Here is a 20,337-nt window from a genome sequence, read left to right on the forward strand (position 1 = left end):
GGCGACGACGCGTTGCCACCTTAGTCTGGTTAGCTAAGGAGGCGCGGGTGGCGACGGTCAACATGCACGAGGCGAAGACTCATCTGTCGCGGCTGGTCGAGGCGCTGGTCTCGGGCGCCGAGCAGGAAGTGGTGATCGCGCGAAACGGCACCCCCGCCGTCAAGATGACGGTGGTCGAGCCGAAGCGGGAGCCGCGGCGGTTCGGCTTCGCCAAGGGACGGTACGAGCTGTCGGATGAATTCGACAAACTCGATGCAGAGATCGCGGATCTGTTCGAGGAGAGCGCCGATCCGTACGGGGATAAGCTGGATCGGTGAAGCTGCTGATCGACACGCACGTCGCGATCTGGTGGGCGCTCGGCAATGAGAAGCTGTCGCTGCAAGGGCGAGCGCTAATCGGCGATCCCGGCAACGACATCTCGGTGAGCATCGCGACCTTGTGGGAGATCGCGGTCAAGAACGCGCTTCAGCGCAGCGAACCGATCGGCGTGTCGGTCGACACGGCCGCGCGGTTGATGGACGAAGCCGGATTCGATGTGCTGGCCATCGAGCGGCGTCACTTGCTCGCCATCGAGCGGCTGCCGCTCCACCACCGCGACCCGTTCGACCGTATGCTGGTCGCGCAGGCGGCGGTCGACGGCTATCGCCTCGTCACGCATGACCGGGCGCTCGCCGCGTACGGCGACCACGTCCTGTTGGTCTAGAGTCGGATGACGACGGATTGATCCACTACCGTTCGCCCTCTGCGAAGTCGAAGGGCAAGTTACGAGCGCATCGCCTCGGGCCTGTGCTTCGACTTCGCTCAGCACGAACGGGTTAAGCTGATGTCATCATGCTCTAGCCGATCAACAACCCGGCCAGCGCCGCCGACATCAGGTTGGCGAGCGATCCCGCCACCAGCGCGCGGATGCCGAGCTTGGCGATCATCGGCCGTTGGTTGGGGGCGAGGCTGCCGGTCACTGCCATCTGGATGGCGATCGACGAGAAGTTGGCGAAGCCGCACAGCGCGAAGGTGACCACCGCGATGGTGCGCGGGGAGAGCGCCGCCGCCTGTGTCCCGAGCGAGATATAGGCGACGAATTCGTTCAGCACGATCTTCTGCCCGAACAGCCCGCCGGCGATCCCCGCCTCGTTCCACGGCACGTTGAGGAGGAACATGATCGGCGCGAAGACGGTGCCGAGCAGCCCTTGGAACGACAGGCCGGGCACGCCGACCAGGTTGCCGAGCCCGCCGAGCAGCCCGTTGGCGAGCGCCACCAGCGCGACGAAGGCGAGCACCATCGCGCCCACCGCCACGGCCAGCTTGACGCCCGTCTGCGCCCCTTGCGCGGCGGCCATGATGAGGTTGGCGGGGCGTTCCTCGTCGTGCGTCGCTTCAGGCAGCGGCTCGCCAGGTTCGTCGGGATGGTCGCCGAGCGGCAGTTCGGTCTGGCGGACCAGCACGTCGGGCATGATGATCTTGGCCATCAGGATGCCGCCGGGCGCGGCCATGAAGCTGGCGGCGAGGAGATACTCGATCGAGATGCCCATCGAGGCGTAGGCGGCCAGGATCGTGCCCGCGACGCCCGCCATGCCGCTGGTCATGACGGTGAAGAGCTGCGGCGGCGTCAGCCCGGCGAGATAGGGGCGGATGACGAGCGGCGATTCGGACTGGCCGACGAAGATGTTCGCCGCCGCGCACAGCGATTCGACCTTGGAGACGCCGATCACGCGCTCGATCGCGCCGCCCAGCCAGCGCACCACCAGCTGCATGATGTTGAGGTAATAGAGGATCGACACCAGGCTGGCGAAGAAGATGATGACCGGCAGCGCCGCGATGGCGAAGCTGTTGCCGCCGATCGCGGGGCTGGCGAGCGGCCCGAACAGGAAGTCGGTGCCCGCCTTGGCGTAGCTCAGCAGGTCGGCGACCCCGCCCGACAGGAAGGCGAGCGCGGCCCGGCCCCAGGGGGCGTAGAGGACGAGCACGGCGATCCCGACCTGGAGCGCGAAGGCGCTGCCGACCACGCGCAGGCGGATCGCGCGCCGGTTGTCGGAAAGAAGGACGGCGATCCCCAGGATCACCGCGATCCCGGCCAGGCCGATCAGGAAGCGGGTCACGGCCGCGCCCGCTCGTCAAAGGTAACGACAATCACGGTACGTCCCCCGGAAATGCGACGGACCGTTGGCATCGATCCGCGTTTCCGGGGGCTATGCCGAAAACCGAAGACATAGGACAGCCGATTGTGCGCGCGCGCGGCGGACGCTAGCAACCGACGATGCAGCAGACCCCTTCCACCGTCGCCATCCCGCGCTCGCTGTTCGGCTTCTCGATCTTCTACGGCGGCATGGTGTGCATCGCCGGCGTGCTCGGCAACAAGCAGGTGGCGCTGGGGCCGCTGTCCGCGATCGGGCCGTTGCTCGGCTTCCCACCGCTCGCCATCGAGGCGGGGATCTTCGCCTTCCTGCTGCTGGTGGTGACCTCCAGCGCGGTGGCGGAATTGCACGGAAGGGAGATGGCCAACCGCTTGGTCCTGATCGGCTTCGTCCCGCTGATCTGCTCCATCCTGCTGGCGCTTCTCGTGCTTAGGCTGCCGCCGGCACCCGAGATGGAGCCCGCGCGGGTCGCCGCGTTCGACCTGATGATGGGGTCCACCCCCTGGATCTGGCTCGGCGGCATCATCGCGTACGGCGTGTCGCAGACGCTGAACGTCACCATCTTCTCCTGGTTGAAGGGGCGCGAGGGCAGCTCGCTGCTGTGGTTCCGTGCCGGGCTGGCGAGCGTGCTCAGCCAGATCGTCGATACGCTGCTCTTCATCACCATCGCGTTCGGCTTCTCGGCGATCGGATGGCTGATGGCGGGTCAGATGCTGACCAAGGTCGTGCTGTCGATCGTGCTGATCCCGCCCGCCATCTACCTCTTCGTGGCGCTCGGCCGGCGACTGGATCGCGCCGAGCGTTGATTTCGCCTCGGTCAGGTGGCGTTTCCGTCGGCGGCCGGCGCGGGTAAGGGGGACGGATGACCACTCCCCCCGTCGCCGAACGTCGCCTTTTCTCCTACACCGCCCACGGGATCACGATCGACGATCCCTATGCCTGGCTGAAGACGCCCGATTATCCCGAGCCCGTCGCTGATCCGGCGATCCTCGGCTATCTGGAGGCGGAGAACGCCTATTTCGAGGCGGCGATGGCGCCGCACCGGCCGCTGGTCGATCGCCTCTACGCGGAGATGAAGGCGCGGCTGAAGGAGGACGAGGCGACCGTGCCGCAGAAGGACGGCGACTGGCTCTACTGGTCGGCGTTCGAGGTGGGCGGGCAGTATCGCAAATGGTGGAGAAAGCCTGTCCTGAGCGGCGTCGAAGGGCCTGTCGCGGGCGGGCCGGACGAGCTGCTGCTCGACGAGCCGGCGCTGGCGGAGGGCCACGAATATTTCCGGCTGGGGGCGTTCTCCGTTTCCAACAACGGGCGCTACCTGGCCTACGCGATCGACGATAGCGGCGCGGAGCGGTTCACCGTCTACGTCAAGGACCTCGCCACCGGCGACCTGCTGCCGGAGGTGATTCCGGACATGCTGTCCGACATCGTCTGGACGGCGGACGATGCGGGCTTCCTCTACGGCGTCGCCAACGACCAGTGGCGGACCGACAATGCGCGGCTGCACCGGCTGGGCACGTCGGTCGCCGACGACGTCGAGCTGTACCGCGAGGCGGACGAGGGCTGGCGCGTGTCGGTCGGCGAGACGAGCGCGCGCAACTGGCTGGTGATCGCGACCGGCGACCACAATACGACCGAGGTGCGGCTGGTACCCGCGTCCGATCCGACGGCCGAGCCGATCCTGGTGGCGGCGCGCCGGGAGGGGCGCGAGTATGACGTGGACGAGCATGACGGCACGCTGTTCATCCACACCAACGACGTCGATCCGCAATTCCGGCTGGTGACCGCCCCGATCGAGCGCCCGGGCGAGTGGACCGAGCTGATCGCGCCCGACCCGCACTTCTACATGACCGGCGTCGACTGTTTCCGCGACTTCTTCGTCGTGGAGGGGCGCGAGGACGGGCTCGATCAGGTGGAGATCCACCGCTACGACGGCACCGCGCCGACGCGGATTGCGTTTCCGGAGGCGAGCTATACCGCCGGTCTCGGCGACAATCCCGAATGGGCGATGGACGTGCTGCGGCTCGGCTACCAGTCGATGGTGACGCCGGGCACGGTGTACGATTACGACGTCGCGTCGGGCGGCATGACGGTGCTCAAGGTGCAGGAGATCCCGTCGGGTTACGACGCGGACCGGTACGAGACGCGGCGGCTGCACGTCACCGCGCGCGACGGCACGGCGGTGCCGGTGTCGATCGTCTATCCCAAGGGCTTCGCGCGTGACGGGTCGGGGCCGCTCTACCTCTACGGCTACGGCGCCTACGGGCACGCGGTGGAGCCGGGCTTCTCGACCGGGCGGTTGAGCCTGCTCGACCGGGGCTTCGCCTTCGCCATCGCGCATATCCGCGGCGGCGACGATCTGGGCCAGCAATGGTATCACGACGGCAAGCTGGAGAAGCGGACCAACACGTTCAACGACTTCGTCGACGTGGCCAAGGGGCTGATCGCGGACGGCTGGACGAGTGCGGGCCGGATCGCGATCGCGGGCGGATCGGCGGGCGGCGAGCTGATGGGCGCGGTGGTCAATTCCGATCCCGACCTGTGGGGCGCGGTGGTGGCGGACGTACCGTTCGTCGACGTGCTCAACACGATGATGGACGAGGATTTGCCGCTGACGCCGGGCGAGTGGCCGGAATGGGGCAACCCGATCGAGGACGCCGCCGCCTTCCAGCTGATCCGCTCGTACAGCCCGTACGACAATGTCGTCGCGCAAGAATATCCGCCGATGTTCATCTCGGGCGGGCTCAACGATCCGCGGGTGACCTATTGGGAGCCGGCCAAGTGGGCGGCGAAGCTGCGCGCGACCAAGACAGACGGCAACGTGCTGCTGCTCAAGACCAACATGGGCGCGGGCCATGGCGGCAAGTCGGGACGGTTCGAGTCGCTGCGCGAGGTGGCCGAGGAGCATGCCTTCGTGCTGTGGCAGCTCGGCATCGAGGAATGAGCGTCGAGGGCCTGATCGCGCAGTACGGCCTGGCCGCCGTGTTCCTGGGGGCGGGGATCGAGGGCGAGACGGCGGTGATCGCGGGCGGCGTGCTGGCGCACCAGGGGCTGGTGTCGCCGCTGGGCGCGGGGTTGGCGGCGGCGGCGGGATCGTTCGCGGCGGACCAGGGCTTCTTCCAGATCGGCCGGCATTTCCGCGAGGGTCGGCTGGTCCGGGGCTTGCGCGGGCGACCCACCTACGCGCGGGCGATCGGGCTGCTGGAACGCCACCCAAGCGGCTTCATCTTCGCCTACCGCTTCCTCTATGGCTTGCGGACGGTGAGCCCGATCGCGATCGGCACCAGCCGGATCGCGCTACGGCAGTTCGTGCTCGTCAACCTCGCCGCGGCGGTGGTGTGGGCGACGCTGTTCACCGGCGTGGGGTTCCTGTTCGGCAACGTGCTGTCGGACCTGTTCGGGCGGATCGGCGGCCGGCGGCTGCTCTGGGGGATCGTCGCGGCGATGGGCGTGGCGCTGGTGCTGGGCACCGCGGCGCGCTGGTGGTGGAAGCGGGAGCATCGCCGGGAGGAGGGGGCATGAGCTTCACGATGGATTTCACCGCCATGCCCGCCGACATCGACGAGCTGGGACACGTCAACAATGCGGTGTGGGTGCGCTGGATCCAGGATGTCGCCACCGCGCACTGGGCGGCGGTGGCGCCGGCCGAGCACCAGGCGGCCTATGTCTGGGTCGTGACCCGGCACGAGATCGACTATCGCGGCAACGTCGCGGTGGGCGAGACGGTGACGGCGGAGACCTGGGTCGGCGAGCCCAAGGGTGCCCGTTTCGACCGGCACGTGCGCTTTCGCCGGGCCGACGGACGCGTGCGGGTGGAGGCGGTGACGACCTGGGCGCTGATCGAGCGGGCGAGCGGGCGGCTGTTGCGCGTCCGGCCGGAAATCGCCGCACCTTTTCTCGGGCTCGCCTCGCCGCGGACATAATTGGGCAATGATTGATCGGTAGGGGTGACGATGCAGCAGGCGACCTGCCTGCGGCTGACATTCAATTGTCACTACGGGCCACGGGCGGCGTCTTCATCCGGAAGGCGTCGCCCGTGGTTTTTCCGCCTCCCGTCATGACGATTACCCCGAATTTCGGAGTGCCGTCGCGATCGCGTTGATCGACAGCAGAATGCCCTCGCCGATGCGGGGATCGTCCTCGCCGGCGCGATGGCGCTTTATCAATTCGATCTGGAGGAGGTTGAGCGGCTCGATATAGGGCAGGCGCAGGCGGATCGAGGCGTCGAGCGCGGGATGTTTCTCCAGCAGGCGCGACTGGCCGGTGACGGCGAGCAAACCGTCGTGCGTGCGCTGCCAGCCGTCGCGGATGCGGTCGAAGAAGGGGCGCAAGCCGGGATCGACCAGCTCGGCGTAGCGCGCGGCCACGTCCAGATCCGATTTCGCCAGCACCATCTCCAGATTGGCGAGGGTGGAGGCGAACAGCGGCCAGCCTTCCGCCATCTCGGCGAGCAGCGCCTTGTCTTCGAACTGCTCCAACGCCTGGCCGACGCCGTACCAGCCGGGCAGCATCACCCGCGCCTGCGCCCAGGAGAAGACCCAGGGAATGGCACGCAAATCCTCGATCCGGTCGGACTTGGTGCGGCTCGCCGGGCGGCTGCCGATCTTGAGGTTGGCGATCTCGGCGATCGGCGTCATCTGGCGGAAGAAGGTGCGGAACGCGTCGTTGCCGTAGACGAGATCGCGATAGGCGGTGAAGGCGGTGTCGGAGAGCCGATCCATCGCCGCGCCGAAGCTCTCGTTCTCGGCAGTGGACAGGCGCGGCGGCTCCAGGCTGGCGAGGATCGCGGCCGAGGCCATCGCCTCCAGATTGGTCGCGGCGCTGGCGCGGGTGCCGTATTTGGCGGCGATCACCTCGCCCTGCTCGGTGATGCGGATGCGGCCCTGCACGGTGCCGGGCGGCTGCGCGCGGATCGCCGCGAAGGACGAGCCGCCGCCGCGCCCCACCGCACCGCCGCGGCCGTGAAACAGTTGCAGACCCACTCCCGCCGCCGCGAAGACGGGGGCGAGCGCGGTCGATCCCTTGCTGAGGCCCCAGGTGGAGGTGAGGTAACCGCCGTCCTTGTTCGAATCGGAATAGCCGATCATCACCTCCTGGTGGCCGCGACGTTTGGCGGCGGCGGCGACCTCCGGCAGGGCCAGCCAGTCGCGCATGATCGCGGGCGCGGCGTCGAGATCGTCGATCGTCTCGAACAAAGGCACCGGCATGATCGCCGCTTCGCCCGGCGCGTCGGGGCGGTAGAGGCCGGCTTCCTTGAGCAGCAGGTTGACCTCCAGCAGGTCGGACACCGACCGGCACATCGATACAATGTAGACGCGGATCGAGCCCGCGCCGTAGCGCGCGTGCGCGGCCGCCGCGGCCTCGACGATGGCGAGTTCGGAGGCGGTCTCCTCGCTGTAGGCGGCGAAGCGGCTGGCGAGCGGGCGCCCACCCGCCAGCTCGCGGCGGAGCAGGGCGACGCGCGCCTCCTCGTCCAGCGCGGCGTAATCATCCTCGACGCCGGCGACCTTGAGCAGTTCGGCCACCACCCGCTCGTGCACGGCGGAGTTCTGGCGCAGGTCGAGCGTCGCCAGGTGGAAGCCGAACACGTCCACCGCGCGGATCAGGCGGCCGAGCGCGCCGCTGGAGCCGAGCGCGCCCGCCGCGCCGTCGCGCGCGCCGCCCGCCGCCAGCCCGTGCGCGATCGCGACCAGGTCGGCGCGGAACGCGGCCGGGGACGGGTAGGGCTCGCCCGTCAACCTGCCCGGCCGCGGCGCATCATGGCCGGTGAGCGCGCGGTGGGTGGCGGCGAGGCGCGCGTAGATGCCCGACAGCGCGCGGCGGAACGGCTCGTCGCGGCGGCTGGCCGCGTCGTCGCCGCTCGCCTCCGCCAGCGCCTCGACCGCGGCGGCGACGGGCGCGCGGGCGGAGGAGATGGACAGCTCGGCCCCCAGATGGTGGACGGTGTCGAGATAATGGCCGATCACCGCCTCCGACGCGCGGCACAGCGCGTGGGCGAGGCTGTCGGCGGTGACGTTGGGATTGCCGTCGCGGTCGCCGCCGATCCAGCTGCCGGGCCGCAGGAAGCTCGGCGTGCGATAGCCGAGCGCGCGGTCCCAGCGCTGGTAGAGCGCGGGGACGGCGGGCAGGAACACGTCGCGCAGGTAGGACAGCGCCGTCTCCACCTCGTCGGCGACGCCCAGGCGTTCGCGGCGCAGCGCGCGCGTCTGCCACAGCAGCGCCACCTGGCGGCGGATCGCGTCGTCGACCGCGTCGCCGTCCGGCGTCTCCTCCGTGCCCGCGTCACGCATCGCCATCAGCTCGGCGATGCGGTTGCGGTGGTCGATCATGCTCTTGCGCCGCACCTCCGTTGGGTGGGCGGTGAGCACGGGGGCGACCAGCGCCCGGTCGAGCAGCGCGCGGACCGCGTCGCCGCCGATCCCCTCGCCCGCCAGCCGGTCGAGCGCGCCGGCGACGGTGGCGCCGTCCTCCACCGCGAAGCCCTGCCGGTCCTCGGCCAGGTTGGCGAGCATGGAGAAGAGCATGAAGCCGCGGACGAAATCGATCGTCTCGTCCAGGTCGAGCCGGTCGAGCCCGAGGTCCACCGCCTCGCTGCCGCCGCGATGGCGCTCCACCGAGGCGCGGCGGATCGCCTCCGTCGCCCGGAACAGCTCCTCGCCGCCACGATCGCGGATCACCTCGCCGAGCAGCGCGCCGAGGTAGCGGACGTCGGGATTGTTGGCGATGGGGGGAAGGCTGGCCATGCGCCGATGCTGCGATGCGGCAGGCGGCGGGTCAAGGCGCCGCGTGGACGTCGGCGATGTTCGGCGCAGGACGCGGTTTTTGTCGGACACAACCGCGTCGCACGTTGGTTGATGAGGCGTTAGAACAAAACCGATGGGACGACCGGCGCAATGTGCCACGTGTTGATTATCGAGGACGAGCCGATGGTGGCGATGCTGATCGAGGACACGCTGTCCGACGCCGGCGCGCTGAGCGTCGCGATCGCCGCCACCCAGGAGGACGCGATCGATGCGGCGCGGCACCGCCGGCCGGACTTCATCACCTCCGACGTGAGCCTGCTCGAGGGGCACGGACCAGCCGCGGTGCAGGCGATCTTCGAGGTGTGCGGCGAGATCCCGGTGCTGTTCATCACCGCCACGCCCGACGACTGCCGCCCCTGCGCGCCGCCGGGTATGGTGCTGGCCAAGCCCTTCACGGGCCAGGCCGTGGCGCACGCGTTTCGGACGATGACGGCGGCGGCGCGCTGACGATCGCCACGGCGGTCCGGTCGGCCCCCAACCGCGAGGCTGGGGGCCGTAGGTGCGTCAGCGGCCGAGGAAGGTGAGAAGGTCCTGCGACAGCCGGTCCTTCTCCGTGACGTTCAGCCCGTGCGGCGCGCCGTCATATTCCACCAGTTGCGACTGCGCGATGCCCGCCGCCGCCGCGCGCGCCGAGGTGTCGATCGGCACCGTCTTGTCGCCGGTGCCGTGGACGATCAGCGTCGGCACGCGGAAGGCGGGCAGGTCCGGGCGGAAATCGGTGTGGCTGAACGCCTGCGCGCAGGCCAGCGTCGGGCGCAGGCCGGCCATCAGCGCCATGCCTACCGACCAGTCGATCACCTCGTCGCTGACCGGGCTGGAGATGAAGCCGGCGCCGTAGAATTGCGGCACGAACGTATGGCGCAGGAAATGCGGCCGATCCTCGTTCAATCCGTCGGTGATCCCGTCGAACGTCGACTGCGGCGTGCCGTGCGGGTTGTCGTCGGTCTTCAGCATGTACGGCACGACCGAGGAGATCAGGCCCGCCGCGATCACGCCGCGCCCCTCATGGCGGCTCATGTAGCGCGCGACCTCGCCGCCGCCCATCGAGAAGCCGACGATCGTGGCGTCGCCGTCGGCGCCCGTCTCCTTCAGCACGTCGGCCAGATCGTCCGACAGCGTGTCGTAATCGTAGCCGTGCCACGGCTGGCCCGACCGGCCGAAGCCGCGCCGGTCATAGGCGATAGCGCGGAAGCCCGCCTCGGCCAGCGCCAGCGCCTGCACGTCCCAGCTGTCGGCGTTGAGCGGCCAGCCGTGGAGCAGTACCACGGGGCGGCCCTGGCCCCAGTCCTTGACGTACAGGTCGGTCCCGTCGCGGGTCTTGATATAGGGCATGAAGCGGCTCCTGGTTGGAAAGGATGCCGCGGAAAACGGATCGCCGCCGCGCCCGTTCCGATGCGGCGGCTATCGATCGAGCCGGCCCCGATCAGCCTGCCAGCGTGATCGCGAACAGCCCGGCCATGCCGAGGGCGTAGAACACCAGCACCGCGAGCGAATCGATCCCCATGCCCAGCACGCGCCGCCGTGGCCGGAAGATCAGCCCGGCGAGGTAGACGCTGGTCAGCAGGATCGCGAGCCCGGCGAGATAGATGTCGCTGTGCTGCGCCTGCGGCAGCACCGCGTGGCCGGAAATCAGCGTCGCTAGCAGGAAGAGCACCGGCAGGAACGCGTTGCCGCCGAAGATGTCGCTGATCGCCAGCTGGTAATCGCCACTGCGCGTCGCGGTGAGCCCCGTCGACAATTCGGGCAGCGAGGTCGCCGCGGCGAGCACGGTGGCGCCGAACAGCACGCCGCTCATCCCGATCTGCTCGGCGATGCCGTCGCCCGCCCGCTCCAGCACGACGCCGGCGACCAGCGTGACGATCGCGGCGACCAGGAACACGATCGCGGCGCGGGTGGTGGAGATGCCCCTGGCGCTCGCCGCCTGCTCCGTCCCGGCCCGCGAGTGGCCCTTGGGATGCGGCTGCGTGTCGGGAGCGTCGCCGGCGTCGTCATGCCAGGGCAGCCCCTTGTTGGCGCGGCCGATCATCCACACGCCGACGATCCAGATCAGCGCGATCAGCAGCGCGTCCGGCCCGATCCGCGCGTAGATCAGCGAGCCGGGCAGCTGCGTGCCCATCACCGCGACGACCAGCACCGCCACCACCAGCAGCCCCTCGATCACCAGCGTCAGGCTCGCCGCGCGATAGGTGAGCGGCGCCCGTTCCTTCATGCCGAACGCGTCCAGCGCGACCAGCACCAGCGTCTGAATGCCGATCCCGCCCAGGATGTTGCCGACCGCCACGCCGAGATCGTCGGCGGCCGCGGCACTCGCCACGATCGCGATCTCGGGCAGGTTGGTCGCGATCGCCAGCAGGATCACTCCGCCCAGCGCCTGGCCGAGACCCAGGCGCTGCGACAATATGTCGGTGGTGTTGGACAGCTTCACCCCCGCCACCCAGATCGCGCCCGCGGCGATCAGGAACAGGCCGAGCAACGGCCACAGCGACAGGGACTGGAACATGCGACCTCCGCCTCGTTGAGCCTCCGCAACGTTCGACATGCGCCTGCTATCCCTTGGGCATTTGTAATATAGGTTAAGCAGAAAGACACGGTCTCAGAACGCTGCCGCAACGACTTTCGCGAGGGGTGTTCGTTTTCGACGCACGTTCCATCGATCAGGAGAACTCGCATGTACTATCATGACAGCCGCCTTCAGTATCCGGTCACCGTCGACAAGCCGAACCCCGCCTTTGCCACGCTGCTCCAGCAGGCGATCGGCGGCGTGGAAGGTGAGATCCGCGTGTGCATGCAGTATTTCTTCCAGGCCTGGGGCAACCGCGCGCCGACCACCAAATATCGCGACATGCTGCTCCACACCGCGACCGAGGAACTGGGCCATATCGAGATGCTGGCGACCGCCGTCGCGCTCAACCTCGACAAGGCGCCGACCTCCCTGCAGGAAGAGGGCGCGGCGGACGGCATCGTCGGCGCGGTGATGGGCGGCGGATCGGCCAAGGGCGCGATCGAGCACATGATCCACAAGAACCTGCTGTCGGCGGGCCTCGCCGCGATGCCGATGGATTCGGACGGCGTGCCGTTCAACATGAGCCACATTTACGCCAGCGGCAACGTCGCCGCCGACATGTACTGCAACGTCGCCGCCGAGAGCACCGGCCGCGTGCTGGCGGTACGCCTGTTCAACGCCACCGACGACGCCGGCATGAAGAAGATGCTCCACTACATGATTGCGCGCGACACGATGCACCAGCAGCAGTGGCTGGCCGTGATCGAGGAACTGGGCGGCGATGCCGGCACGCTGCCGATCCCCAACTCCTTCCCGCAGGAGCAGGAGGATCAGCAGAACAACTACAACTTCTACGCCACCGCGATGGACAAGTCGGTGCCGGAAGGTCGCTGGACGAGCGGCCCGTCGATCGATGGCAAGGGCCAGTTCACCGTGTTCCAGAACGAGCCGCTCGGCGACACGCCGGTCCTGGGCGCCGCCCGTCCCGACAGCGGCGCGGAGCAGCAGCAGATCGGCTGATGCCGTCAGGATCGGGTGCCGGTCGCGCACCCGACCTATCCCATCGTCATGCCGGGCTTTGTTCCGGCATCCAGGGCCACAGGCGAGGACGCTGCTTGGCTCTGGATGCCGGGACGAGCCCGGCATGACGTCGTTTACCCCGCCAGGTCGCTCAGCAATTCCCGGACCCGCTCGATCCGCTCGGCCGGATCGTCGATCCGCTCCCGCACCAGACAGCAGCGCGGAGCAGCAGCAGAGCGGCCGAGTCTCCCTCGTCATGCCGGGCTTTGTCCCGGCATCCAGGGCCACAGGCGAGAACGCTGCTTGGCTCTGGATGCCGGGACGAGCCCGGCATGACGCCGTTCACCCCGCCAGGTCGCTCAGCAATTCCCGGACCCGCTCGATCCGCTCGGCCGGATCGTCGATCCGCTCCCGCACCAGCCAGCGGCGCTTCGCTTCCTCGAACGGTGCGGGCGGCGTCGCCTTGGGGTCGCCGGGGGTCAGCGCGATCGCCGCGGGGCCCACGTCCACCTGGCGGATGTCGGCGGCACGGGCGAGAGCGCCGATCCGCGCGCCCTCCAGCAGCTGCGCGGCCGCCTCCGGCAGCGTGCCGAAGCGATCCTCCAGTTCCGCCTGGAAGTCGTCGATCGCGGCGATGTCGGAAAGGTGCGCGAGCCGGCCGTAGAGCGTCAGCCGCACGTCCACCTCCGGGATCCACTCGGCGGGCAGCGCGCCCGCGAGCCCCAGGTTGAGCACCGGCTGCCACCGGTCGGTCGCCTCCCCCCGGGCCGCGCGCAACGCCTGGCCCAGCAGATGCTGGTACAGGTCGATGCCGATCAGCTTCATGTGCCCGGCCTGCTCCTCGCCGACCAGGTCGCCGGCGCCGCGCATGTCGAGGTCGCGCGCGGAGATTGCGAAGCCCGCGCCGAGCTGGTCGAACGCCTGCAAGGTCCGCAGTCGCTTGGTCGTCGACTCGGCGATGGTCGCGTCGCCCGCGGTCATCAGCATGATCTGCCCGCGCCGCCCGCCGCGTCCCACGCGCCCGCGCAGCTGGTGAAGCTGCGACAGGCCGAAACGGTCGGCATGGTGGACGATCATGGTGTTGGCGCGCGGCACGTCCAGCCCCGCCTCGATGATGTTGGTGGCGAGCAGCACGTCGCCGTCGCCTGCCGCGAACCCCGCCATCGCCTCGTCCAGCTCGATCGCGTCCATCTTGCCGTGCGCGACGACGACGCCGAGTTCGGGCACCAGCCGCCCGAGCGTGTCGGCAAGCGGGCCGATATCCTCGATCCGCGGCACCACCACGAAGCTCTGCCCGCCACGCGCGCGTTCTCGGCGCAGCGCCTTGCGGACCGCCTCGTCCTCCCACGCGCCGACGCTGGTGCGGATCGGCTGGCGGCGCGCCGGCGGCGTCGCGATGACGGAGATCGCCTGCAACCCCACCATTGCCGATTGCAGCGTGCGCGGGATCGGCGTCGCGCTCAGTGTCAGCACGTGGCCGGCGCCCAGGTCGCGCAGGGACGCCTTGGCCTTGGCGCCGAAACGCTGCTCCTCGTCGATCACGACCAGCGCCAGGTCCTTGAACTGGGCGCCCTTGCCCGCCACCGCGCTGGTGCCGACCACCACCGCGATCGACCCATCGGCCAGGCCCGCGCGCACCCGCTTGCGCTCCGCCGGGGTCGACAGCCGCGACAGGCCGGCGACCTCCAGCCCGGTTCCTTCGAATCGCGCGCGCACCGTGTCGAGATGCTGGCGGACCAGCACGGTGGTCGGCGCGACGATCGCCACCTGCCGTCCGGTCAGCGCCACCAGCGCGGCGGCGCGGAGCGCCACTTCCGTCTTGCCGTAGCCGACGTCGCCGACCACCAGCCGATCCATCGGCGTGCCGGAAGCGAGATCGTGGCGCACCGCGGCGATCGCGCGCGCCTGATCCGCCGTCTCGGAGAAGGGGAAGCCGGCCGCGAACGCCTCGTACGCCGCGGGCTCGGGCACCACCGGCTCTGCCGTGCGCGCGTCGCGCTCGGCGGCGAGCGCCTGGAGCGCGCGGGCGCTCTCGGCGATGGCGGCGTCGATGCCGGCGCGCCGCTTGATCCAGCTATGCCCGTCCAGCGTGTCGAGCGGCACCGCGTCCGCGTCGGCGCCGTAGCGCCACAGCCGGCTCGCCTCGCCGACCGGCACCAGCCGGCGCGCGTCCTTGGCATAGTCCAGCACGATCGCGTCGCCCGCGTCCTCGCCGACCGCCTCGATCCCCGCGACCACGCCGATGCCGTGATCCTCGTGCACCACCAGGTCGCCGACGTGGAGCGTGGTGCCGGTGTCGAACCCCGCCGCGCGGCCGACCGCGCCATCGTCCAGCCGCGCGCGGCTGCCGAGCAGGTCGGCGGCGGCGACCACCGTCACCCCGTCATGCACGAAGCCGCGGTCGACCGGCGCGGTGAGCAGCACGACGCTGCCGACCGGCGCCGCGACCGCCTCAGCCAGCGACCCGGCCGGTGCTGGCGCGCCGCCGACGCGCGCGCCGAGGAAACGCACGTCGCGCGCGCTGCCCGCCACCGCGATCCGCCCGTCCGCCAGCGCCTGTTTCGCGAAGCGGCGAAACGCGCGCAGCGGATCGCGCCGCTCGACGAAGCGCGGCGGTGCCTCGTTCTCGTCGCTGCCCAGCGTCCCGGTGCGCCCCTCGGTGGCGGCGCGCCACGCCTTGTCGTCGACCAGCCCGGCGGCGGCGCGCCGACGCGGCCTGCCGTCGGCGGCCAGCGACAGGAAGCGCGCGCGCCGCTCGCCGGCGGCCGGGTCGAGATACACGCACGCATCCGGCAGGTGATCGGTGACCGGAACGCCCTTCGCCAGCACCGGCTCGCTCGCGCGGCCGATGGTGATCGCGTCGAGGTCCGCCGTGCCGAGCTGCGTCACCGGGTCGTAATCGCGCAGCGACGCGACCCGGCCGTCCTCCACGGCGATGCGCACCGGGGCGAGGCGATCGGCGGGGAAGATGTCGATCACGCCGCCGCGCACCGCGATCTCGCCGGGCTCGTCGACGCGGTCGTCGACGACGTAGCCGATCTCCTCGGCCCGCGCGGCGAACGCGCCGATGTCGATCGCGTCGCCGACCGTGATGGCGGGCGGCGCCTCGTCATAGGCATCGGGCGCCGGATAGCGGACCGCGCTCGCCTCCGCCGACAGGACCAGCGCGATGCGCTCCCCCGCCGCCTCGGCGAGGCGCAGGCGGCGTAGCGCCTCGACCCGCTGGCCGACATTGGCGGCGGTCGGGGGCGCGTCGTCGCCGGGCAGCGCGTCGCTCGCGGCAAGGTGCACCACCGTCATCCCGGGGGCGAAGGCCGCGGCCAGCGTCGCGATCGCCTCCGCGCGGTGCTCGTCCTCGGCGACCATGATCGCCCGTCCGGCGGTGCCCGTGGCGATCCGCGCCGCGGCGACGGCCGCGGGCAGGGCAGGGACGTCGTTCTCGCGGGCCGTCTCGCCGGGCAGGGTCGTGTCGTCGGTACGCTTCAGCATCAAGAGCCCCTCGGGGCACGATCGCCCCCTCGCCAAACCGGAGGAGCGGCGATGGCGTTCCCTGGCGCGGCCGTGGGCTTGCGCTGGATCATCATGGATTATCCGCCGGAACGTCCGTCGCCGCGGATCGTCCATCCGCCATGACCCATCCTGCCAACCGCGTCGTCATCACCGGCGCCTCCAGCGGCATCGGTGCCGCCACCGCGCTGAAATTCGCGGAGGCAGGCGCCCGCCTCGTCCTCGCCGCGCGCGGCCGGGCGGGTCTCGACGACGTCGCCGCCCGCTGCCGCGCCGCAGGCGCCGAGGTGGAGGTGCGCGTCGTCGACGTCACCGACGCGCCCGCGGTCGCCGCCTTCGCGGCCGAGGCAGAGCGGCTGCTCGGCGGCATCGACCTGTGGTTCAGCTGCGTCGGCGTCGGCGTGCTCGGCCGGTACGAGGACGTGCCGATCGCCGACCATGCCCGCGTGATCGACGTCAACCTGGTCGGTCACATGAACGACGCGCACGCGGTGCTGCCGATCTTCCTCGCGCAGGACCACGGCATCTTTGTCAACATGATCTCGGTCGGCGGCTTCGTCGCCACGCCCTACGCCGCCGCCTACGCCGCCAGCAAGTTCGGCCTGCGCGGCTTCAGCGAAGCCCTGCGCGGCGAATTGTCGAAGCGCCCGCGCATCCACGTCTGCGACGTCTACCCGACCTTCGTCGACACGCCCGGCATCGACCATGCCGGCAACTATACCGGCGCGCGGCTGACCCTGCCGCCCGGCGCGCTGGCGCCGGAGAGCGTGGCGAAGGCGGTGGTCCGCCTCGCGCGGCGGCCGCGCAACACCACCGTGGTCGGCGCGCCCGCGCTGGCGCTCAAGCTCGCGCAGTTCGCCGCGCCCGATCTCGGGCCGGCGATGATGAGCGGCTTCCTCGACCATTGGTCGGCGCGCGCGCCCGACGGCGACGACACCAGCGGCGCCATCCACGACGCGCCCGCCGGGGCCAGCGGCGCCGACGGTGGCCGCCGCCATCCCGAGCGTCGCCGCAAGGCCGCCGCGGCGGCGGGCATCGCCGGGGCGGCCGGGCTGGCCGGCGCCGCCGCCGCTTGGTGGTGGCGCCGCCGGGGATGACCGCGCCGCCGGTCACGCCCGACGGCCGCTACATCGTCGTGCGCGGCCGGCTGTGGCGACGCGCGAACCCGCATCTGCCGGAGGCGGAACGGCAACGGCTGGTGGACGACCTGATGGCCGCGCGTCGCGCCGTGCGCTACGACCCCGCCGCCCGCGCGCGCGTCCACGCCGCCAAGGTGGCGCTGGGCGAGCGCGGCCCCGTCTGGTGGACCGACGGCGCGCCCGACCAGAACCGCCGCATGGCACGCAACACCGACTATGCCGACTGGTATGCGGGGCTGGACCATACCTGATGGGCGGACACTAGGACGGAACGACATTCAGCGAAGATGCCGCTGTTTTCCAGCGGTTCTCACCCCGGCGGAGGCCGGGGCCCAGTTAAGAGGGGGCGGTTGAAGCAGCGCCACGACTCTCATGCACCTTTCCCAACTGGGCCCCGGCCTCCGCCGGGATGAGAAAAACGTAAATGTCGATCCGCTCTAGGACGGAACGACACTCAGCATTTTTCCACCCCGAAGGCCGGGGGCCCGTCGGGGAGGTGGTGAAAAAGGCCCAACGGCCAACCGTTCGCGTCTGCCGGCTGGACCCCGGCCTTCGCCGGGGTGAGGCGTGGCGTTGAATGTCGATCCGCCCTAGGCACCCGGTGCCGGTCCGAACACCGACCAGCCCGCCCGGTCGCACAGCATCTCCAGCGCGTGGACGCCCAGGATGCTGTTGCCGTGCTGGTCTAAATTCGGCGACCAGGCCGCCAGCGACGCGACGCCCGGCACCACCGCCAGGATGCCGCCGCCGACGCCGCTCTTCGCCGGCACGCCGACGCGCAGCGCGAAATCGCCCGACGCGTCATAGTGGCCGCACGTCATCATCAGCGCCAGCACCTTGCGCCGCCGCTGCGCCACCGCGTCCGCCTGCCCGCCGCCGCAGCGCGTGTCGGCGAGCGGCAGCCCCGCCTGCGCCAGCCCGCGTACGTCGAGCGACAGCGCGCATTGCCGGACATAGGCTTCCATCACCGCGTCCGGATCGCTGCGCAGATTGCCGTGGTGACGCAGGAAGCTCAGGATCGCGCAGTTGAGATCGCCGCCCTGATGCTCCGACGCCATCACCTCCTCGTCCAGCGCGGCATCGGGCACCCCGGCGGCCTTGCGGATCGCGTCGACCACGGCATCCGCCTGTTCGTCGGCGGATAGGTGGTCGACCAGGATGTCGACCACCGCCAGCGCGCCCGCGTTGACGAAGGGATTGCGCGGTACGCCCTCGTTACGCTCCAGGTCGATGATCGAGTTGAACGGGTCGCCGGACGGCTCGCGCCCGACTCGCTCGAACACCGCGTCGCCGACCGCCGCGAGCGCCAGGTCGAGCGCGAACACCTTGGCGATGCTCTGGATCGGGAAGCCGGTGGTCGCCGCGCCGGCCGCGAACGTCCGCCCGTCGGCGCACGCCACCGCGATGCCGAAGGGGCCGGGTGGCGCATCCTCCTTGCGGTCCGCCTCGCGCTCGATCCGCGCGGCGTCGCGGTTGATGGCGGCGGCGACGTCGATCAGGATCGCGTCGAGATCGGTTCCGGTCACGCCGTCTTCAGCCAGCGCTCCAGATCGTCGCTGCCGCCGATTCGTGTGCCATCGATCTCGATCTGCGGCGTGGTGTCGACGCCTTGTTCCGCCTTGTACGCGTCCACCTCCTGGCGGCTGCGCAGGATGTGATCGTCGACGGTGAAGCCCGCCGTCTCCAGCAGCTGCTTGGCGCGCACGCCAAAGGGGCAGGTGTGATCGGGCAGGACCATGCGGGTCAGCGTGGCGTGGCGGGCGTCGGCCATGGTGGTTCCGTTCGTGTCAGGAGGTCGCCGGCACGACGCGCGCCGCGCCTGCATGTTCCGCCTTCCCGTGGTCCGCCAGCGCGTCCGCGATCATGTCGCGCGCCGCCACCTTCGCCTTCAGCCGGGTGGCGAGCAGCGCGGTGCCGCTGATCTTGCGCTGCACGAACAGCGTCTCGACGGGCGGCACGTGCCAAGTGGCGCGGTCTGCGGCCATCGCCATGCCCTGCTCGCGCAACGTGCCGATGAACGCGCGGTCGCCGAAGTCGAACCGCTCGGGCCGGTTCAGCTCGGCCAGGATCACGTCCAGCATCCGGTCGACCGTGGCGGCGTGGCGCAGCACCGCCGCCTCGCCCAGGAAACCCGCCGCCACCGCCTCGCGCGTCACCGCTGCCTTGTCGCCCGACAGGCCGGCCGCCAGCAGCCGGCGATACCCGTCCACCGTCGCCGCCGGCACCGCCCGCGCCGCACCGAAATCGAGCAGCACCAGCTTCTGCGTCTCCGGCTGCCAGCGGTAATTGGCGAAGTTCGGGTCGGTCTGCATCACGCCCCAGTCGAACAGCTCGCGCAGGACAAGGCCGATCAGCGTCGTCATCGCGCGGTCGCGCACCTCTTGCGGCGCCTCGGCCAGCGTCTCGACCGGTACCCCCTCGACGAAGCTCATCGCCAGCACGCGGCCCGTGGTCAGCTCGGGCACGAAGGTCGGCACGACCAGGTCGGGCAGGTCGGCGACCAGCGCGGCGTAGCGCGTCATCATCGCCCCTTCGCGCGCGTAATCCGCCTCCTCGTGCAGCTGCCGCTTGGCCTCGACGAGCAGCGGGCCGACGTCGATCTCGCGGGGCAGCAGCCCCGACACGCGCAGCAGCGTCGCGACATTGTCGACATCGGCGTCGATACTCTCCGCGACACCAGGATACTGAACCTTGATCGCCACCTCGCGCCCGTCGGGCAGGCGGGCGCGGTGGACCTGGCCGATCGAGGCGGCGGCGATCGGGTGCGCCTGGAAATGCGCGAAACGCGCGCGCCAGCCCTTGCCCCATTCCGCGGCCAGTACCTGATCGAGCTGCCGGGGCGGCATGTGGTTCGCCCGGTCGCGCAACCGCGCCAGGATCGCGGTCAGCTCCGGCGGCAGGAAGTCGCCGCCATCCATCGAGATCATCTGCCCCAGCTTCATCGCCGCGCCGCGCAGGTGCGACAGCTGGTCGGCGACGCGTGTGGCGTTGGCGGGGGTGAGCACCAGGTCGCCCATCCGCGGCCGCTCCCCCGCCGCGATCCGCCGCGCGCCCTCCGCGACGACGCCGCCCGCGAGGCCGCCTGCCAATCGCCCGAACGCGCCGAAGCGCGCCAGCCGCCCGCTCGGTACCCTGCTGCTCGTCCTGTCGCTCATGGGGCTGATATGGGGAGCGGCCGCACCGATGCAGGGGCACGCGGGGTGACCCATGTGTACGGCGCCTTCAAATCGGCGCGA

The 20,337-nt window shown here is 70.6% G+C and carries 18 protein-coding genes; 10 read left to right on the top strand and 8 right to left on the bottom strand.

What is annotated here, in order from left to right; translation table 11 throughout:
• Positions 1 to 47 precede the first annotated feature (47 nt).
• Together BM145_RS11815 and BM145_RS11820 are read left to right on the top strand one after the other, a co-directional pair.
• A complete protein-coding gene (locus tag BM145_RS11815; protein ID WP_093333851.1) occupies positions 48 to 317 on the top strand; it encodes a type II toxin-antitoxin system Phd/YefM family antitoxin in 270 nt (89 codons plus the stop codon).
• Positions 314 to 703 carry a type II toxin-antitoxin system VapC family toxin gene (locus tag BM145_RS11820; RefSeq protein WP_093333852.1) on the top strand — a complete coding sequence of 130 codons (390 nt, stop codon included), beginning with the start codon at positions 314 to 316 and terminating at the stop codon, positions 701 to 703. Before BM145_RS11815 ends, BM145_RS11820 begins: the two co-directional genes overlap by 4 nt.
• 133 nt (positions 704 to 836) lie before the next feature.
• On the opposite strand, the gene BM145_RS11825 is transcribed toward BM145_RS11820, so the two are convergent.
• Positions 837 to 2,096: a NupC/NupG family nucleoside CNT transporter gene (locus BM145_RS11825; RefSeq protein ID WP_093333853.1), complete on the bottom strand. Its 1,260-nt coding sequence runs from the start codon at positions 2,094 to 2,096 to the stop codon at positions 837 to 839.
• A gap of 158 nt (positions 2,097 to 2,254) precedes the next feature.
• Here BM145_RS11825 and BM145_RS11830 point away from each other — a divergent pair, with 158 nt between their 5' ends.
• The 4 genes from BM145_RS11830 to BM145_RS11845 are packed head-to-tail and all read left to right on the top strand — an operon-like array spanning position 2,255 to position 6,052.
• Positions 2,255 to 2,938 (top strand): queuosine precursor transporter, encoded by a 684-nt coding sequence (locus BM145_RS11830; protein ID WP_093333854.1) that lies wholly within the window; start codon positions 2,255 to 2,257, stop codon positions 2,936 to 2,938.
• Positions 2,939 to 2,994: 56 nt separating this feature from the next.
• On the top strand, positions 2,995 to 5,073 hold the full coding sequence (locus BM145_RS11835) for a S9 family peptidase (protein WP_093333855.1): 2,079 nt from the start codon (positions 2,995 to 2,997) through the stop codon (positions 5,071 to 5,073).
• Positions 5,070 to 5,651 (top strand): DedA family protein, encoded by a 582-nt coding sequence (locus BM145_RS11840; protein ID WP_093333856.1) that lies wholly within the window; start codon positions 5,070 to 5,072, stop codon positions 5,649 to 5,651. Before BM145_RS11835 ends, BM145_RS11840 begins: the two co-directional genes overlap by 4 nt.
• Positions 5,648 to 6,052: an acyl-CoA thioesterase gene (locus tag BM145_RS11845; RefSeq protein ID WP_093333857.1), complete on the top strand. Its 405-nt coding sequence runs from the start codon at positions 5,648 to 5,650 to the stop codon at positions 6,050 to 6,052. Before BM145_RS11840 ends, BM145_RS11845 begins: the two co-directional genes overlap by 4 nt.
• Positions 6,053 to 6,193: 141 nt before the next feature.
• Here BM145_RS11845 and ppc read toward each other — a convergent pair whose 3' ends face one another.
• On the bottom strand, positions 6,194 to 8,872 hold the full coding sequence (gene ppc / locus BM145_RS11850) for a phosphoenolpyruvate carboxylase (protein WP_093333858.1): 2,679 nt from the start codon (positions 8,870 to 8,872) through the stop codon (positions 6,194 to 6,196).
• A gap of 159 nt (positions 8,873 to 9,031) precedes the next feature.
• On the opposite strand from ppc, the gene BM145_RS11855 reads away from it, so the two are divergent.
• Positions 9,032 to 9,379, top strand: a complete 348-nt coding sequence (locus BM145_RS11855; protein WP_245739301.1) for a response regulator — start codon at positions 9,032 to 9,034, stop codon at positions 9,377 to 9,379.
• A gap of 57 nt (positions 9,380 to 9,436) precedes the next feature.
• Here BM145_RS11855 and BM145_RS11860 read toward each other — a convergent pair whose 3' ends face one another.
• Together BM145_RS11860 and BM145_RS11865 are read right to left on the bottom strand one after the other, a co-directional pair.
• Positions 9,437 to 10,264: an alpha/beta fold hydrolase gene (locus tag BM145_RS11860; protein WP_093333860.1), complete on the bottom strand. Its 828-nt coding sequence runs from the start codon at positions 10,262 to 10,264 to the stop codon at positions 9,437 to 9,439.
• A 91-nt stretch (positions 10,265 to 10,355) separates the two neighbouring features.
• Positions 10,356 to 11,432, bottom strand: coding sequence for a sodium:calcium antiporter (locus BM145_RS11865; RefSeq protein WP_093333861.1), 1,077 nt, complete (start codon positions 11,430 to 11,432; stop codon positions 10,356 to 10,358).
• 168 nt (positions 11,433 to 11,600) lie between these two features.
• Here BM145_RS11865 and BM145_RS11870 point away from each other — a divergent pair, with 168 nt between their 5' ends.
• Complete coding sequence (locus tag BM145_RS11870; RefSeq protein WP_093333862.1) at positions 11,601 to 12,455, top strand: manganese catalase family protein; 855 nt, start codon at positions 11,601 to 11,603, stop codon at positions 12,453 to 12,455.
• A gap of 342 nt (positions 12,456 to 12,797) precedes the next feature.
• On the opposite strand, the gene BM145_RS11875 is transcribed toward BM145_RS11870, so the two are convergent.
• Positions 12,798 to 15,944, bottom strand: coding sequence for a helicase-related protein (locus tag BM145_RS11875; RefSeq protein WP_093333863.1), 3,147 nt, complete (start codon positions 15,942 to 15,944; stop codon positions 12,798 to 12,800).
• Between the two features lie 140 nt (positions 15,945 to 16,084).
• Here BM145_RS11875 and BM145_RS11880 point away from each other — a divergent pair, with 140 nt between their 5' ends.
• Complete coding sequence (locus tag BM145_RS11880) at positions 16,085 to 17,059, top strand: SDR family oxidoreductase (protein ID WP_093333864.1); 975 nt, start codon at positions 16,085 to 16,087, stop codon at positions 17,057 to 17,059.
• On the top strand, positions 17,056 to 17,352 hold the full coding sequence (locus tag BM145_RS11885) for a hypothetical protein (RefSeq protein WP_093333967.1): 297 nt from the start codon (positions 17,056 to 17,058) through the stop codon (positions 17,350 to 17,352). Before BM145_RS11880 ends, BM145_RS11885 begins: the two co-directional genes overlap by 4 nt.
• Before the next feature lie 339 nt (positions 17,353 to 17,691).
• On the opposite strand, the gene glsA is transcribed toward BM145_RS11885, so the two are convergent.
• From glsA to BM145_RS11900, 3 genes are read right to left on the bottom strand one after another with little or no spacing between them, the layout of a single operon-like run.
• A complete protein-coding gene (gene glsA, locus BM145_RS11890; protein ID WP_093333865.1) occupies positions 17,692 to 18,627 on the bottom strand; it encodes a glutaminase A in 936 nt (311 codons plus the stop codon).
• Complete coding sequence (locus BM145_RS11895; RefSeq protein WP_093333866.1) at positions 18,624 to 18,872, bottom strand: glutaredoxin domain-containing protein; 249 nt, start codon at positions 18,870 to 18,872, stop codon at positions 18,624 to 18,626. The genes glsA and BM145_RS11895 overlap by 4 nt, the downstream gene beginning before the upstream one ends.
• Before the next feature lie 16 nt (positions 18,873 to 18,888).
• Positions 18,889 to 20,256 carry an ABC1 kinase family protein gene (locus tag BM145_RS11900; RefSeq protein WP_093333867.1) on the bottom strand — a complete coding sequence of 456 codons (1,368 nt, stop codon included), beginning with the start codon at positions 20,254 to 20,256 and terminating at the stop codon, positions 18,889 to 18,891.
• Positions 20,257 to 20,337: the final 81 nt, after the last annotated feature.

Source organism: Sphingomonas rubra, from assembly GCF_900115745.1.
Taxonomy (GTDB): domain Bacteria; phylum Pseudomonadota; class Alphaproteobacteria; order Sphingomonadales; family Sphingomonadaceae; genus Sphingomonas; species Sphingomonas rubra.